Origin of the sequence: Micromonospora sp. WMMD1102, from assembly GCF_029626265.1 — a bacterium.
Classification (GTDB): domain Bacteria; phylum Actinomycetota; class Actinomycetes; order Mycobacteriales; family Micromonosporaceae; genus Plantactinospora.
In genome coordinates this window covers 2,883,535-2,898,463 of sequence record NZ_JARUBN010000001.1, presented here as the reverse complement: position 1 = coordinate 2,898,463, position 14,929 = coordinate 2,883,535, and the positions used below count along the sequence as shown (strand labels likewise).

Genomic DNA, 14,929 nt, shown 5'->3' with positions numbered 1-14,929 from the left:
CGCTCACAGCCCGAGGTACGAGCGGCGTACCTCGTCGGAGGCGGCCAGCTCGCCGGCCGGGCCGGACATCACCACCTCGCCGGTCTGCAACACGTACGCCCGGTCGGCCAGCTCCAGCGCCGCCCGCAGGTTCTGCTCGACCAGCAGCATGGTGGTGCCGGACCGACGGATCTCGGCCAGCACCTCGAAGATCATCCTGGTGAACTTCGGCGAGATGCCGAGCGAGGGCTCGTCCAGCATCAGCAGCTTCGGCCGGCTCATCAGCGCCCGGCCGAGCGCCACCATCTGCTGCTCGCCGCCGGAGAGCGTACCGGCGCGCTGGCCGGAGCGCTCGGCCAGCACCGGGAAGAGGTCGTAGACCCGGGCCAGGTCGCTCTCCCGCTCGGCGGCGCTGCTGTGGTAGCCGCCGAGCAGCAGGTTCTGCGACACCGTCTGGTGGCCGAAGAGCCGCCGCCCCTCCGGCACCAGCACCGCACCCCGGCGGGCGATCCGGTACGCCGGCAGCCCGCTCACCTCCTCGTCGAGGAAGGTCACCGTGCCGCGTACCGGCCGGTGCAGCCCGGAGACGGCCGCCAGCAGGGTGCTCTTGCCGGCCCCGTTCGCGCCGACCAGCGCCACCAGTTCGCCCGCCTCGACCCGCAGGTCGACGCCGCGCAGCGCGACGACACCGGCGTAGTCCACGTGGAGATCCCGAACGGTCAGCATCTACAACGCCTTCCCCAGGTACGCCTCGACCACCGCCGGATCGTGCGCGACCTGCTCCGGTGTACCCTCGCTGATCTTCTGCCCGTAGTGCAGCACCACCACCCGGTGGCAGAGCGGCATGATTACCTCCATCACGTGTTCCACCATCAGGATGGTGACGCCGTTCCGGTTGATGGTGCGGACGATCTCGACCGCCTCGCGCGCCTCGGTCGGCGTCAGCCCGGAGAGCACCTCGTCGAGCAGCAGCAGTTTCGGCCCGGTTGCCAGCGCCCGCCCCATCTCCAGACGCTTCTTCCAGGCGGCGGTGAGCGACGCGGCCGGTGCGTCCAGGACCGGGCCGAGTCCGGTCAGCTCGGCGACCTCGCCGGCCCGCCGTCGGGCGTCCCGGAGCCGGGGGTGCCGGGCGAAGGCCGCCGTGCTGAGGTTCTCCAGCACGCTCATCGAGCCGAAGACCCGCATCAGCTGGAAGGTGCGCCCCACGCCGGCCCGGGCGGCGCGGTGCGGTGCCCAGCCGGTGACGTCCCGGCCGTCGAACTCCAACCGACCGGAGGTGGGACGCTGGGCGCCGGCCACCATCGAGAAGAGCGTGCTCTTGCCGGCGCCGTTCGGCCCGATCAGCCCGACGATCGCCCCCGGTGCCACCTCGAAACTGACGTCGCGGTTGGCCCAGAGGCCGCCGAACCGGCAGGAGAGGTTGTCGATCCTCAGCAGCGTCCCGGTCATCGCTCCACCTCAGCAGATCCGGCCGGCCCCGGGGCATCGTCCCGCGGTCCCGCGGTCGCTCCGGGCGGTCCCGAGCCGTCTTCGGCCGGTCGGCCGCGGCCCAGCCGCCGGGCGACCGGGGCCCAGAGCCGCTGCCCGATGGCGAGCAGGCCGCCCGGCTCGGTGATCGAGATCAGCACGATCAGTGCGCCGTAGAGCAGCAGGTCGATCGAGCGGCCGCTGCCGGAGAACTCCTGCCGGGTGGCGTCCTGGACGAAGACCAGCACCCAGGCGCCGAGCAGCGGCCCCCAGAACCGGCCGACCCCACCGAGCACCGCCATCAGGGTGAACGACACCGACAGGTCGAGGCCGAGCCCGGAGGGCGGGTCGACGAAGAGCACGTACATCACGTAGTAGCCGCCGGCCAGCGCGGTGATCGCGCCGGAGAGCGCGGCGGCGGCGAGCTTGTAACGGTGTACGTCGATGCCGACCGCCGCCGCGGCCTCCTGGTCGTCCCGGATCGCCCGGACGTAGTTGCCGGCCCGGCCGCGCAGGAACGCCCAGACCGCCAGCGCGGCGAGGCCGAAGAAGCCGAGCGCGACGTAGTAGTACGGTCGCTTGTCCAGCAGCGAGAACTGGAGGTTGGCCAGCGAGGGCTCGACCACCGGCAACTCCCAGCCGTTCGCCTGGCCGAGTCCGGGCAGGTTGGTGACCAGGATGAAGACGATCTCGGCGACCGCGATCGTGGCGATCGAGTAGTAGTGGTGCCGCAGCCGGAAGCACGGCCAGCCGACGGCGGCGGCCAGCAGCGCGGCCAGTGGCAGCGAGAGCGCGATCGCCAGCCACGGCGACCAGCCCTGCCGGACCAGCAGCGCGGTGGTGTAGGCGCCGGTGCCGAAGTAGAGCGCGTGCCCGAAGGAGATCTGCCCGGTGTAGCCGCCGAGCAGGTTCCAACCGGTGGCCGCGATCCCGAAGGTCAACGCCAGGATGCCGATGTTGTGTGCCGCCGAGCCGGTGAAGACCAGCGGATAGGCGGCCAGCACCGCCAGGATCAACGCGGCGGTGCTGAACGCCGGCAGTCGACGGGCCGGCGGAGTGCCGGGCCGGGTCGGTGCCGGCCGGCGTGGCAGGGTCAGGGCGCTCGTCGCCCCAGCTTGATCGTGTCCGGTCATCGGGTCCCCAGGAGTCCCTGCGGTCGCACCAGGACGACCACCAGATAGAGGGCGAGCGCGGCGGCCAGGGTGTAGCTCGGGGCGTACAGCCCGACGACGCCCTGGGCGACTCCGACGAGCAGGCCGGCCAGGGCCGCCCCGGTGATGCTGCCGAAGCCGCCGAACGCGACCACCACGAAGGCCATCAGCACGAAGCTGACCCCGGCGGTCGGCGCGGCGGAGTAGGAGTTCATCAGCAGCGCCCCGGCGACGCCGGTGGCCAGGCCGGCGATCACCCAGCAGAGCGCGTACATCTTGCGGGGGTCGATGCCCATCAGCGACGCCGCCGCCGGGTCCTCCCCGGCGGCCCGTACGGCGCCACCGAGGCGGGTCCGGTTCATGAAGTACGCGACCGCGCCGGTGGCCAGCAGTGCGCCGGCCGCCATCACGACCTGCGGTCCGCCGACCACCACCGGGCCGATCTCCCAGCGCAGCCCGGCGGCCCAGGGCCGGGGCACGGTCCGGGTGTTCGGGGTCCAGAGGAACTGTGCCAGCCCGCGCAGGAACACCTGGAGTCCGAAGGTGACGATCACCTGGGCCAGCGGGGACCTGCCGAGCACCCGGCCGACCGCGCCGACGTACATCAGCGCGCCGGTGAGCGCGATCGAGACCCCGGCGAGCGGGATCGACAGCAGCGGGTCGAGGCCGAGCAGCGACCAGGCGAAGAAGGAGGTGTACATGCCGAGCATGACCATCTCGCCGTGTGCGAAGTTGACGATGTCCATCACGCCGTAGATGAGCGTCAGCCCGACCGCGACCAGCGCGAAGACGGCGCCGATCAGCAGGCCGTTGACCACCGACTGGAGCAGGTCGGTCATGGCGTCTCCCTGCCGGGTGCTCCGGTCCGCCGGTTCACCGCCGGGCCCTGTCCATCGGCCAGACCGGCGCCACCGTGGCCAGGTCGGCCGGGTGGACCACCCGGTACCTGCCGTCGATCATCTGCTCGACCACCCCGGCCGCGCCGGTGTTCTGTCCCTTGTCGTCGAAGCTGATCCCGGTCCACGGCATGATCGTCTTTTCGCCCGGGATGTCCAGCCCGCGCAACGCGTCCCTGATCTTCGCCGGTTCGACCGACTTCGCAGTGTCGATCGCCTGGGCCAGGGCGAGTACGGCGGTGAAGGCCCGCGCCGAGTTCTCGGTCATCGGTGCGCCGTAGCGCTGCTGGAAGAGGTCGGCGACGGTCTTCGCGGCCGGCCGCTTCGCGGCGATCTCACCGGACCAGGCCGCCCGGGTCGACGCCCCGTCGGCCAGCGCGCCGAGCCCGGTGGCGAAGGCGGGATCGGCGAACCCGGTGCCGTAGGCGAGCAGCGCCGGCGGGTAGTAGTCCAACTGGTCCAGCGTCTTCATCAGCTTGATGGCCGCGTCGGTGTAGGCGAGCACGAAGAGCACGTCCGGGTTCCTGCCGCGTACCTGCGCCACCTGGGAGCCGAGGTCGGCGGCGGTGGGGTCGAAGCCGACGTTGACGGTGACCGGCAGCCCGGCCTCGGCGGCGACCTTCTCGGTAACCCCGGCGCCGTCGTTGCCGAACTGGTCGTTGCTGTGGAAGACGCCGACCGAGCGGATCTGGGCGCCGGCCGCCTGCCGGGCCCGGAGGTAGTCGAACATCGACCGGGCGAAGGTCTCGTCGGTCGGCCCGGTCCGGAAGAACCACTTGAGGCCGCGCTCGGTCAGCGCCACCGACGAGGAGGCCTCGTTGACGAACGGTACGCCGAGCCGCTCGGCGCGCTGGCTGGCGGTGAGCGTCACCCCGGACTGGTACGAGCCGATCACCGCGGCGACCTTCTCGCCGGTGACCAGCCGGTCCACCTCGCCGGCACCCACCTCGGGCTTGCCCTGGGTGTCGCCGGTGATCAGTTTGACCGGGGCGCCGCCCAGTCCCGGCAGTCCCCGGCCGGGGCCGAGCGGCAGGTCCAGCCCGGGGTGGTCGTTGTTGACGACGTCCACGGCGAGTTCGGCGCCGTGCAGCACGTCGGTGCCCTGGGTGGCGTTCGGGCCGCTGAGCGGCCAGAGTCCGGCGAGTTTCACCTCGTCGGTGCTGCCGGCACCGTCGGATCCTCCGCAACCCGCGAGCGCGGCGGCGAGGACGAGAGCGGCCGTGATGCTTGTGGTTCTGCGCATGGTCACGCCTTTCTACGGCGGAGACGATGGTCTGCGGCGAAGACGGTGGGCTGCGGCGAAGACGGTGGGCTGCGGCGAAGACGGTGGCGAGGGGCCGGCGGCGTCGACCCCGGCCGGGCCCGGGAGTTGCCGGTCTCCCGGGCCCGGCGGGCGGTTCAGGCGACGGCCGCGCCGGCGGCCTTCACCAGGGCGACGGTCTGCTCGATGGTCTGCGCCCGGTCGGCGGCGAACGGCGGGTCGATGACGTCCAGCGGGTTCTGCGGATAGACGAGCGAGGAGATGTGCAGGTGCCCGCCGGGAACGTCGGTGGCGCCGAGGGCCAGCCGGAGCCGGTTCGACCGGTACATGCTCTCGTTGGAGAGGTAGTTGCCGCCCCCACCCGCCTGGGCCTGCGCGTCCGGGGAAGGGCCGTTGTCGTGGCAGGAGACCCTGGTCGGGTCCGGCCGGGTGTTGCCGGTCCATTCGCAGATGCGCGGGTTGAGCGCCGTCGGCCACGGCGTCGTGCCGGCGTCGATCATCTGCTGGTACGGCAGGGTGGTCTCGATGAACTCCGGGTCGGTTTCCGGCTGCGGCCAGTTCGTGACCTGGGGGACCAGTTCGGCGGTGCCCTCGTTGTTGTTGTCCGGGCTGCCGCCGCGCCAGGCGCCGGCCCACTGCTCGACGGCCATCCGGGCCCGGCCGCCCTGGCTGATCGTCATGATCAGGTCGGCGCGTTCCCGGCTGTTCCGGGTCAGGTGCGGTCCGAAGGCGTCCTCGACGTAGCCGAGGTCGAAGCCGCTCCAGGTCACCGGCAGCGACACCGCCTGGATCTGCACCAGCCGGTCGCCGACCCGGTACTCCTGCCCGTCGAGTTGCAGCGCCGACGCGCCCGACGGGTTCGACCGGCGGATCTCCCCGTTCAGCTGGTACGGGTCGAAGCCGCTGACCAGCACCCGGGTCACCGTACGGCCGGCGGAGAAGTCGGTGGCGGAGATGCCCCGGGAGGCGTACTCGAAGGTCTTCAGCAGGGCCGCCCGAGCGCTGTCGGTGAGCCGGAACGGGGGCGTCCACTGTCGCAGGTCCCGGGTGGCGGTCAGCCGCGACCAGTAGAGCGGGCGGTCGTCGTACCGTTCGATGCTGCCCATCCAACGCTTGCCCTGGGCCCGCTCGACGGCGGTACGCCACAGCTCGGCGCCGCGCGCCTTGAGCAGCCGGTCGGCGTCACCGGTCGACCGCACCTGGCACAGCTCGGCGGTGAACCGGGTGACGAACGGGGTGAAGCCGCCGACCTCGATCAGCGTGGTCGGCACCTGCACCCCGCCCGGCTGGGCGGGGGTGTCGATCCGGGTCTCCTCGTAGGTCGACGGGCGGCCGCGGTCGTAGCAGTCCCCGGCGGCGGTGGCGGCCCCGGCCGGCTGCGCCCCGGCAGCGCCCGGGGCGGCCAGCAGGGCCGCGCCGATGCCGGCGGCGGTGAGCAGCCTCAGTCGGCCACGTACACTCTCGGTCAACTTCTGCACATCCAAGGTGATCTTCTGCCTTTCCTCGGTAGCGCACCGGTTCCGCGTCTGGCGGCTCGAGGCGGAGGTACGGAGCCGGTGCGTGGGGTTGTGGCGGGCCGCCCGTGGCAGCGGGCTGCGCGTTCGGGTGCGGGAGCCGGTGCCCGTCGCTACGGTGGCAGCCGGGTCGACGGGCACCGGTCCAGCGGGTCCGGTGCTGCTGGCGGTGCCAGCAGGTCAGACGAACGAGGCGAGGGTGACGCCCGCGTCCTGCAACGCGGTGCGCACCTGGCGGGCCAGCTCGACCGCGCCCGGGGTGTCGCCGTGCACACAGATCGACCGGGCCCGCACCGACACCGGGGCACCGTCGACGGCTGTCACCTGTCCGGTGGTGGCCATCTTCACGCAGCGCCGGGCGACCGCCTCCGGATCGGTGACCAGCGCGTCGGGGCTGCCTCGGCTGGCCAGGCTGCCGTCGGCCCGGTAACCCCGGTCGGCGAACGCCTCCCGGACCGTCTTCAGTCCCACCTCGGCGGCCTGGCGCAGCAGTTGCGAGCCGGGCAGCCCGAGGATCGGCAGGCTCGGGTCGTACGCGGAGGCGGCGGTGACCACCGCGGCGGCCTGGGCCTGGTCGGTGACGGTGCGGTTGTAGAGCGCGCCGTGCGGCTTGACGTACCGGACCCGTCCGCCCTCGCTGCGGGCGATGCCGTCCAGCGCGGCGAGCTGGTAGAGCACGTCGTCGGAGAGCCGGTCGGGTTCGATGTCCATGGCCCGGCGGCCGAAGCCGGCCAGGTCCCGGTAGCCGACGTGGGCGCCAATGGAGACGTCCCGGCTGATCGCCTCGGCGCAGACCCGACGCATGATCGTCGGGTCGCCGCCGTGGAAGCCGCAGGCGACGTTGGCACTGGTCACGACGGAGAGCAGGGCCATGTCGTCGCCCAGCTGCCAGACCCCGAAGCCTTCGCCGAGGTCGCTGTTCAGATCGAGGATGACCGTCATGGCACCTCCTGGACTGCGGTGAACGCCGTCGATTTAGGTTGGCAGACTGTTGAACAATCCGTCAATGGTCATGTTGACTTGTAACCTCGTCGTAGCATGCACCTTCGCACGATTGTGGGCCCGACGGCATGAAGGACAATGACCGCGTGACGTGGCTGGCGAAGCTCCAGGACGACCGCTCGTTGATCACCCGGGCGAGTACCGCGCAACGGGTGGCGGAGATCCTGCGGGCACGGATCACCGAGGGAGCGCTGCTGCCCGGCACCCGGCTCTCCGAGGAGATGATCGGGGCGGCGCTCGGCGTCTCCCGCAACACGCTGCGGGAGTCGTTCCGGCTGCTGATGCACGAGCGGCTCGTCGTGCACGAACTCAACCGGGGCGTCTTTGTCCGGGTGCTCGACGTGCAGGACGTGATCGACATCTACCGGGTACGCCGGGTGCTGGAGTGCGCGGCCGTCGGCAACGCCCGACACAGTTCCGGCGAGGCGCTGGACGCGCTCGAGGCCGCCCTGGTCGAGGGCGAGCAGGCGGCGGCGGAGCAGCGGTGGTTCGACGTCGGCACCGCCAACATGCAGTTCCACCAGGCCATCGCCGGGCTGGCCGGCAGCCCCCGGATCGAGGAGATCATGCGGCAGGCGCTGGCCGAGATCCGCCTGGCGTTCCACGTGATGGCCGCACCGCAGACCTTCCATCAGCCCTACCTGGTGCGGCACCGGGAGCTGCTGGCACTGATCCGGGGCGGCGAGGTGGAACGGGCGCACGCGGTGCTCGACGACTACCTGCGGACCGCCGAGCGGCAACTGGTCGAGGCGTACGCCGAGCGGGTGCCGGAGGGCGTGCCCGCGCCCCGCTGACCAGGCTCTCGTCCGGCGGCGGCTCTCGCAGCCAGGCGCGCGACAGCGCCGCGACCCGGACCCCGCGTCAGACGGTGTGCAGGGTGTACACCCCGGCGTCGGTGCCGGTGCCGGACGCGCCGCCAAGAGCCGCCCAGGCGCTGCCGTTCCAGCCGGCCACGTGGTTCACTGCCACCCCACCGGCCCCGGCGAAGAAGCCACCGGCGATCAATCGTCCGTTGTGGACGCTCAGCGCCAGCACGATGTCCTCGGTGCCGGACCCCAGCGCGGACCAGCCGGAACCGTCCCACCGGGCGACGTAGTTCGCGGCCGCCCCGCCCGCCCGGGTGAACGTGCCGCCGACCACCAGCGCCGTGCCGAAGACGGCGAGGGCCCGCCCTTCGGCGTTCAGCCCCGCACCGAGCGCAGCCCAGGCGTTCCCGGTCCACCGGGCCAGGTAGCCGGCAGCGGTCCCGCCGGCCTGGGTGAACCCGCCGGTGGCCACCAGCGCGCCGTCGAAGACGGTGAGCGCCAGCACGTCGCCGTTGAAGCCGGTGCCGAGGGTCGACCAGGCGCTGCCGGTCCACCGGGCGATCCGGTTGGCGGCCGTACCGCCGGCCTGGCTGAAGCCGCCGCCGACGACCAGCGCGCCGTCGTGCACGGCCAGGTCCCAGACCGACGGTACGTCCACGCCGGTGCCGGCGGGACCGGTCAGCGGCCACCACTCGGTGCCGTCCCACCGGGCGATGTGGTTGACCGTCACTCCCCCGGCCCGGAGGAACTGCCCGCCGACGATCAGGTCCCCGTCGAAGACCGTCAGCGCGTCGACGAAGTCGAGGGGGTTGGTCATCACTCCGGTACCGGACGATCCGGTCAACGGCGCCCAGGCGGTGCCGTCCCAGCGGGCGATGCCGTTGACGCGTACCCCGCCGGCGTTGAGGAAGCTGCCGCCGGCGATCAGGTCGCCCTGGTAGACGACGAGAGCGGTGACCGAGCCGTCCGGTCCGCCGCCCGACGCCCCGGCCAGCCCGGACCAGGCGGCGCCGTTCCAGCTGGCGAGGCGGTCGACGGCGACCCCACCGGCCCGGGTGAAGGTGCCACCGGCGTACAGGCCGGGCGCGGCGTCGGAAACCGCCGAGCGGGCCGGATCGGCCGGGAGCGCCCGTGCGGTGGCCGAGGCCGGCGGCGCGACGGTCCAGGCACAGAGCATCGCCGCTGCGATCACGGAGAGTCCCCGCCGTAGGGTGGATGTGCCGGATCCGGACATGTGCGCTCCCCTCCGCCGGGTCCGTCCGAATTCGGCCGGATCCTGCCAGGAAAAATATACCAGCATCAATGTCCGGGCAAATCGACCATCCTCCCGGCGTGCCGCTGGTCAGGGGCGGGCGGATCGGCTGGCGAGCAGGCGGAACCCGCCCGCCCCGCCGGCACGTCCACCTGCCGCCGAGGCCCGGCGCACCGACAGCTCGCGGGCAGCTACCCGCGACGCAGGGTCAGCAGGGTGATCTCGCTCGGCGCGAAAACCCGGAACGGCGGCCCCCAGAAGCCGGTGCCGGCACTCGTGTAGAGCCGGGTCCGCTCGCCGTGCCGGGTCAACCCCCGCACCGTCGGCTGGTCGAGCCGGACCAGGAAGTTGAACGGCCAAATCTGCCCGCCGTGGGTGTGCCCGGACAGTTGCAGGTCGACGCCGTGCGCGACCGCCGCACCGACCTGCTTCGGCTGGTGCGCCAGGAGCACCACCGGCAGCTCCGGGTCGGCACCGGCCAGCGCGGCGGCGTGGTCGGGGCGGTGCCCGGGACGGCCGGACGCCCCGGCGGTCGCGTCGTCGACCCCGGCGAGTACCAGGCGGGACCCGTTCCGCTCGACCACCAGATGCCGGTTGTGCAACGGCTCCCAGCCGAGTTCACGCATGTGGTCGAGCCAGCCCTGCGCCTCGGCGAAGTACTCGTGGTTGCCGGTCACGTACGCCCGGGCGAGCCGGGCCCGCACCTCGCCCAGCGGCGCCGCCTGGGCACGCCGTTGCCCGACGGTGCCGTCGGCGATGTCACCGGTGTGGCAGACGATGTCGGCGTCGAGGTCGTTGACCGCCGCCACGACCCGGGCCGACCACCCGGCCCGGTCGATCGGCCCGTAGTGGGTGTCGGTGAGCAGGGCGATCCGCAGGCCGTCCAGCCCGGGACCGAGCCGACCGATCGGCACCTCGACCCGGCGGACCCGGGGCAGCCGCATCGCCTCGACGTACCCCCAGACCAGCAGGACCACCGAGACGACCGCGACCACGGCGGCGGTGATCCGCGAGCGGGCCGGATCGGCGACGCCGCCGACCGCCAGCCCGGCCCGCAGGACGTTGCCGAGCAGCGCCCAGGCGAAGAGCACCCAGACCACGCCCAACAGCGTGTCGCCGGTCCGGGCCGCCCAGTCCCGGCCCCGGCCGTGCCCGAGGTACATCAACACCGGGAACGTGGCGAGGGCCATCGCGAACAGGGTCGTGCCACCGGCGAAGACCGGGGTGGGCCAGTGCGCGCCCGCAGCGAGCAGGGTCCACCAGGGTACGCCGAAGAGCAGCGCCAGCACGGCGGTCAGGGTCAGGCCGAAAAGCAGTGGTCGCAGCAGCCGCCGGGCGGGCGCGACCGGTACCGCGGAAGCGGTTTCGCTGGCTGACACGGGCGGGGACTCCTTCGTCGGCTGCGCTCCGGGGCCGGGGGGCGAGGTCCGGCGCCCCGGTGGGTGCAGCATGGCACGGGCCGGGCGACATCGACCACGTTGCTGAGCCGGCTCTCAGCCAACGGCGGGTGTCGGAGCCGATTTAGACTGGATCGCGGAGTACGCGGAGCGGACGGGCCGGGAGGGATGATCGATGCCGAGCGGACACGAGTCCCGGGTCGAGCGGCAGATCCGCGAGGCCCAGGAGCGGGGCGAGTTCGACAACCTCCCCGGAGCCGGCAGCCCGCTACCCGGACACGGCGGCACGTACGACGAGAACTGGTGGATCCGGGACTGGGTACGCCGGGAGAACCTGACCGGCGTCGGACCTGCCTCGCTGATGATCCGCAAGGAGGCGGAACAAATGCCGGAGCGGCTGGACCGGGAGTCGTCGGAGGCAGCCGTCCGGGACGTGGTGACCGCGCTCAACGAACGGATCGTGCTGGCCCGACGCGGCCTCGTCGACGGGCCGCCGGTGCTGCTGCCGGTCTTCGACGTCGAGCGGGTCGTCGAGACCTGGCGCCGGCGGCGGAACGCCTGACCCGCCGGCGGCGGGACAGCTGACCATTGCACCGGCCAGCCGTTCCGGTTCACAAAGGACCGTCCGGAGCCCGGTGGGAGGTCGGCCAGGATCCCCCTTCCGGACGAACCGGACGCCGCCCGCAGCCGAGCCGGGACGGCCGTCCCCCGACCCGTCGAAAGGCTCGCTACTCTACTGCTCGCCATCCCCCATCCCCTCCTGTCGCTGGAGCCTCAGTGGAACGCGCCCTCGACGACCCGGCCGCCGGCGACTCCGGCCAGCCGGTGACGACCCTCGCCGACCGAGACCATCGGAACATTGGGCCGGACGGTCCCGACGCCCGGCGTGAACGGCCCCAGGACGACAGCGCCGGGCCGGACGGTTCCGACGCCCGGCGTGAACGGCCCGACGGCAGCGCCGGGCCGGACCACGACCCCGACGCGGTGCGCGGCGGCACGCCGTCCGACGCCGCCCACGACCGGGGCGGCCGGTCCGGGTCGCGGCTCCACCGTGGCCTCGTGGCGCTCCGGCCGCTGCTCTTCGCCGCCGCCGTGGCGGTCGTCGTGCTGGCGATCCAGGCGCTGGGGATAGCCGCCGGGTACAGCCCGTTCTCCGGGCGGGTCCAGTACGGGATGCGGGCCGCCCCGATCGTGGTGGCCGCACTGGCGGCGGCAGCCGTCTGGTGGGCCAGGCGGCGCGGGCGGTCCTGGGACGCCGACCTGATCCCGGCACTGTTCGGCGGGCTCGGCGCGCTGACCGTCCTCACCGGCCTGCACGGCACCCCGTTCGACCTGTACGCCCTGGACGGGGACCAGTTGTTCCGGACCGCCGCGGTGACCCGGTTCGCCGACTCCTGGTGGGGCGGCGACTACACCTACCGCGACCTGCCGGCCTACTACGCGCCGACCTACTTCTGGCTGCTGGGTCGGGTCGCCGACCTCGCCGGGACGGCACCGTGGCACATGCTCAAGTACGGCACGGTCGCGGTGAGCTTCCTCACGCCGATCGTGTCGTACCTGCTGTGGCGCCGGGTGGTGCCGCCCCGGGTCGCCGCACTGGTCTCCGCCGTACCGCTGATCGTCCCCGGGCTCGCCGAGACGTACGCCTGGATCGTCCTGGTCGCCTTCGTGCCGTGGTGGCTCCAGGTGGGGCACGACCTGACCCGGCCCGGCCTGCGGCGGTGGTCCCCGCTGGTGCTGGGCGCGATCGGCGCGGTGCTGTTCACCGTCTACTACTACTTCTTCTTCGTCATCCCGATCGTCCTGCTCCTCCAGATCGCCTGGGCCCGCCGACAGGGCCGGGTCGACTGGCGGGAGATCGGCCGGCCGCTCGGCATCCTCGGTATCTCCGCCCTCGGCTCGTCGCCGTACTGGGCACCGCTGGCCTGGAACTTCCTCACCGGGCCACACTTCGAATCGCTGAACAACCGGTGGATCACCCTCAACTCCGGCAAGCTCGCCCTGCCGATGCTCGAACCGTCGGTGCTCGGCGCGCTCTGCCTGCTCGGCCTGGTCTTCCTGGTGCTGACCGCCCGGGAGGCGCTGTCCCGGGCCCTGCTGACCCTGCTCGTCGCGGTGTACGCCTGGCACGTGCTGGGCTTCCTCTTCCTGGTCGCCGGCACGCCGCTGATGTCGTTCCGGATGCGCGAACTGGTGCCGGTCGTACTGCTCGCCGGGGCGGCGCTCGGACTGGTCCGGGTGGCCCGGCTCGCGGCCCGCAGGTTCTCCGCCGAACACGTCCGGCGGCTCGCCGCGACCGTCGCGGTGCTGCTCGCCGTCTTCGCCGGTGACCGGTTCGTCAACGTGGTGCTGGCGGAGATCGACAACGCGCACAACCGGACCCTGCCGAACGGCCAACTGCCGCCCTTCCACTCCCCCGACGCGAAGGCGTGGGGGTCACCCCCGGCCGAGCTGAGCGCGATCATCGACGCCCGGTACCGGGGCGAGGGGCGGCCGGTCGTACTGACCGGGCACTCCGACCTGATGGCGCTCCACCCGTACTACGGATTCGTGCAGTGGAACGCCAACTACAGCCATCCGACCGGCCAGTTCAGGAACCGGATCGAGTTCCTGACGGAGTTGTCCCGGGCAGCGACCCCGGCCGAGTTCGCCGGCCGGCTCCGGGACAACCCGTACGACCGGATCGACGTACTGGTGCTGCACCGCGACGCCGACCGGCTCGTCTTCAAGTTCCGGGACGACGCCTTCCCGTTCGGCACCACCAGGCGGGAGATCAGCTTCCCGAGCAGGCTGGTCGGGCCGGAGCACTTCGAGGTGTCGACGGTCGACGACACGCTCGTGGCGGTGCTGCGCCGGTAGGCCAGGGCGGTCGACGACACGCTCGTCGCGGTGCCGCGCCGGCAGGGACGGGACCGGTCGGCGGTATCGTCGTCCGGTGCGTGCCGACGGCGTCGGTCGGAGCCCGGTCGGCCGGTACCGGACCTCCGCGCGGACCGACTCACCCAACCGGACCGGCTCCGGTGACCAGGCCGGCTCCAGCGACCGGAACGGCTCCAGCGACCGGAACGGCTCCGGCGACCCGGCCGGTCGGTCCGGTACGGGCCGTCGGACCGGTCGGAGCGGCCCGAGCGGGTCGACCCGGTCCGCCGGTGCGGGGCGGACGCTGCGGGTCACCACCCGGAACGCCAGCTTCCAGCAGTGGTCGGCGCTGTTGACCAATCGCGGCAAGCGGCAGCGGGCCGGCGAGTTCCTGGTGCAGGGCGTCCGGCCGATCAGCCTGGCGGTGCGGCAGGGCTGGCCGGTGCACGCGCTGCTGCACCCGGACGGCGTACCGCTGTCCCGGTGGGCCACCGAACTGCTCGACCAGACCACCGGCACCCGGGTGGCGGTCTCCCCCGACCTGTTGCGGGAACTCGGCGGCAAGGAGGAGGACCAGCCGGAGCTGGTCGCCGTGCTGGAGCTGCCGGCGGACCGGCTGGAGCGGATCCCGACCGGGCCGGACGCGCTGGTGGTGGTCCTCGACCGGCCGACCGCACCGGGCAACATCGGCACCCTGGTCCGCTCCGCCGACGCTTTCGGCGCCGCCGGGGTGGTGGTGGTCGGGCACGCCGCCGACCCGTACGACCCGAGGGCGGTCCGGGCCAGCACCGGATCGCTGTTCGCGGTACCGGTGGTCCGCACCGGATCGCACCGCGACGTGCTGGACTGGCTCGGGAGCCTGCGCGGGGGCGGACTGCCGGTGCAGCTGCTCGGCACCGACGAGGCCGGCGAGGTGGAAATCGCCGAGCACGACCTCACCGGGCCCACGGTGCTGCTGGTCGGCAACGAGACGCACGGGCTCAGCGCCGCGTGGCGGCAGTCCTGCGATCGGATGCTGCGGATCCCGATCACCGGTTCGGCGAGTTCGCTGAACGCCGCCGCCGCCGGCACCGTCGCGCTCTACGAGGCGGCCCGGCAGCGGCGGAGCCGGCCGGCACCGCCCGGTGCCTCCGTGCGCCCGTGACAGCGGGCCGGCGGACAGGTCGGGGCCGATAGAGCGGATGGACCGGCAGCCGGCCGTCGGGCTGACCGCGCCGCTTGTCGACATGGAGTTCACCGAGGCGGAGCGGGTGTGCCGGGCCGGGGCCGGGCCAGCGTAGGGCCGGGGTGCCGGGCAGGGGGCCGGCGGACGTGAAGGTGGTCGTAGCACCACCGATCCGGGCCG

At 72.9% G+C, this 14,929-nt stretch carries 13 protein-coding genes; 4 read left to right on the top strand and 9 right to left on the bottom strand.

What is annotated here, in order from left to right; translation table 11 throughout:
• Positions 1-3: 3 nt before the first annotated feature.
• The 7 genes from O7626_RS12800 to O7626_RS12770 form a co-directional block, all read right to left on the bottom strand.
• The gene (locus O7626_RS12800) at positions 4-705 is read right to left on the bottom strand and encodes an ABC transporter ATP-binding protein (protein WP_278061393.1); all 702 of its coding nucleotides are present in this window, start codon (positions 703-705) and stop codon (positions 4-6) included.
• The gene (locus O7626_RS12795; protein WP_278061392.1) at positions 706-1,428 is read right to left on the bottom strand and encodes an ABC transporter ATP-binding protein; all 723 of its coding nucleotides are present in this window, start codon (positions 1,426-1,428) and stop codon (positions 706-708) included. It lies immediately after the preceding gene.
• Positions 1,425-2,579 (bottom strand): branched-chain amino acid ABC transporter permease, encoded by a 1,155-nt coding sequence (locus tag O7626_RS12790; RefSeq protein WP_278061391.1) that lies wholly within the window; start codon positions 2,577-2,579, stop codon positions 1,425-1,427. The genes O7626_RS12795 and O7626_RS12790 overlap by 4 nt, the downstream gene beginning before the upstream one ends.
• The gene (locus tag O7626_RS12785) at positions 2,576-3,436 is read right to left on the bottom strand and encodes a branched-chain amino acid ABC transporter permease (RefSeq protein ID WP_278061390.1); all 861 of its coding nucleotides are present in this window, start codon (positions 3,434-3,436) and stop codon (positions 2,576-2,578) included. The genes O7626_RS12790 and O7626_RS12785 overlap by 4 nt, the downstream gene beginning before the upstream one ends.
• A 34-nt stretch (positions 3,437-3,470) precedes the next feature.
• The gene (locus tag O7626_RS12780) at positions 3,471-4,736 is read right to left on the bottom strand and encodes an ABC transporter substrate-binding protein (protein WP_278061389.1); all 1,266 of its coding nucleotides are present in this window, start codon (positions 4,734-4,736) and stop codon (positions 3,471-3,473) included.
• A 155-nt stretch (positions 4,737-4,891) separates the two neighbouring features.
• Positions 4,892-6,223, bottom strand: coding sequence for a hypothetical protein (locus O7626_RS12775; RefSeq protein WP_278061388.1), 1,332 nt, complete (start codon positions 6,221-6,223; stop codon positions 4,892-4,894).
• A 225-nt stretch (positions 6,224-6,448) separates the two neighbouring features.
• Entirely contained in the window at positions 6,449-7,210 is a 762-nt protein-coding gene (locus O7626_RS12770; protein WP_278061387.1) for a 5-oxoprolinase subunit PxpA, read from the bottom strand.
• A gap of 146 nt (positions 7,211-7,356) precedes the next feature.
• Between O7626_RS12770 and O7626_RS12765 the strand changes: the two genes are divergently transcribed.
• Positions 7,357-8,064 carry a GntR family transcriptional regulator gene (locus O7626_RS12765; protein ID WP_278061386.1) on the top strand — a complete coding sequence of 236 codons (708 nt, stop codon included), beginning with the start codon at positions 7,357-7,359 and terminating at the stop codon, positions 8,062-8,064.
• 67 nt (positions 8,065-8,131) lie between these two features.
• Here O7626_RS12765 and O7626_RS12760 read toward each other — a convergent pair whose 3' ends face one another.
• Complete coding sequence (locus tag O7626_RS12760; protein ID WP_278061385.1) at positions 8,132-9,268, bottom strand: hypothetical protein; 1,137 nt, start codon at positions 9,266-9,268, stop codon at positions 8,132-8,134.
• Positions 9,269-9,519: 251 nt separating this feature from the next.
• Complete coding sequence (locus tag O7626_RS12755; protein WP_278061384.1) at positions 9,520-10,707, bottom strand: metallophosphoesterase; 1,188 nt, start codon at positions 10,705-10,707, stop codon at positions 9,520-9,522.
• Between the two features lie 193 nt (positions 10,708-10,900).
• Between O7626_RS12755 and O7626_RS12750 the strand changes: the two genes are divergently transcribed.
• From O7626_RS12750 to O7626_RS12740, 3 genes are all read left to right on the top strand, one after another.
• Positions 10,901-11,287, top strand: a complete 387-nt coding sequence (locus tag O7626_RS12750) for a DUF1992 domain-containing protein (RefSeq protein ID WP_278061383.1) — start codon at positions 10,901-10,903, stop codon at positions 11,285-11,287.
• A 215-nt stretch (positions 11,288-11,502) separates the two neighbouring features.
• Positions 11,503-13,584: an arabinofuranosyltransferase gene (locus tag O7626_RS12745; protein WP_278061382.1), complete on the top strand. Its 2,082-nt coding sequence runs from the start codon at positions 11,503-11,505 to the stop codon at positions 13,582-13,584.
• Positions 13,585-13,888: 304 nt separating this feature from the next.
• Positions 13,889-14,728: a TrmH family RNA methyltransferase gene (locus O7626_RS12740; protein ID WP_278066138.1), complete on the top strand. Its 840-nt coding sequence runs from the start codon at positions 13,889-13,891 to the stop codon at positions 14,726-14,728.
• Positions 14,729-14,929: the final 201 nt, after the last annotated feature.

Excerpts from the sequence above, each read along its gene's own strand:
- O7626_RS12770 (WP_278061387.1), bottom strand. The coding sequence starts at position 7,210 with ATGACGGTCATCCTCGATCTGAACAGCGACCTCGGCGAAGGCTTCGGG.
- O7626_RS12785 (WP_278061390.1), bottom strand. The coding sequence starts at position 3,436 with ATGACCGACCTGCTCCAGTCGGTGGTCAACGGCCTGCTGATCGGCGCC.
- O7626_RS12780 (WP_278061389.1), bottom strand. The coding sequence starts at position 4,736 with ATGCGCAGAACCACAAGCATCACGGCCGCTCTCGTCCTCGCCGCCGCG.
- O7626_RS12790 (WP_278061391.1), bottom strand. The coding sequence starts at position 2,579 with ATGACCGGACACGATCAAGCTGGGGCGACGAGCGCCCTGACCCTGCCA.
- O7626_RS12795 (WP_278061392.1), bottom strand. The coding sequence starts at position 1,428 with ATGACCGGGACGCTGCTGAGGATCGACAACCTCTCCTGCCGGTTCGGC.
- O7626_RS12800 (WP_278061393.1), bottom strand. The coding sequence starts at position 705 with ATGCTGACCGTTCGGGATCTCCACGTGGACTACGCCGGTGTCGTCGCG.
- O7626_RS12750 (WP_278061383.1), top strand. The coding sequence starts at position 10,901 with ATGCCGAGCGGACACGAGTCCCGGGTCGAGCGGCAGATCCGCGAGGCC.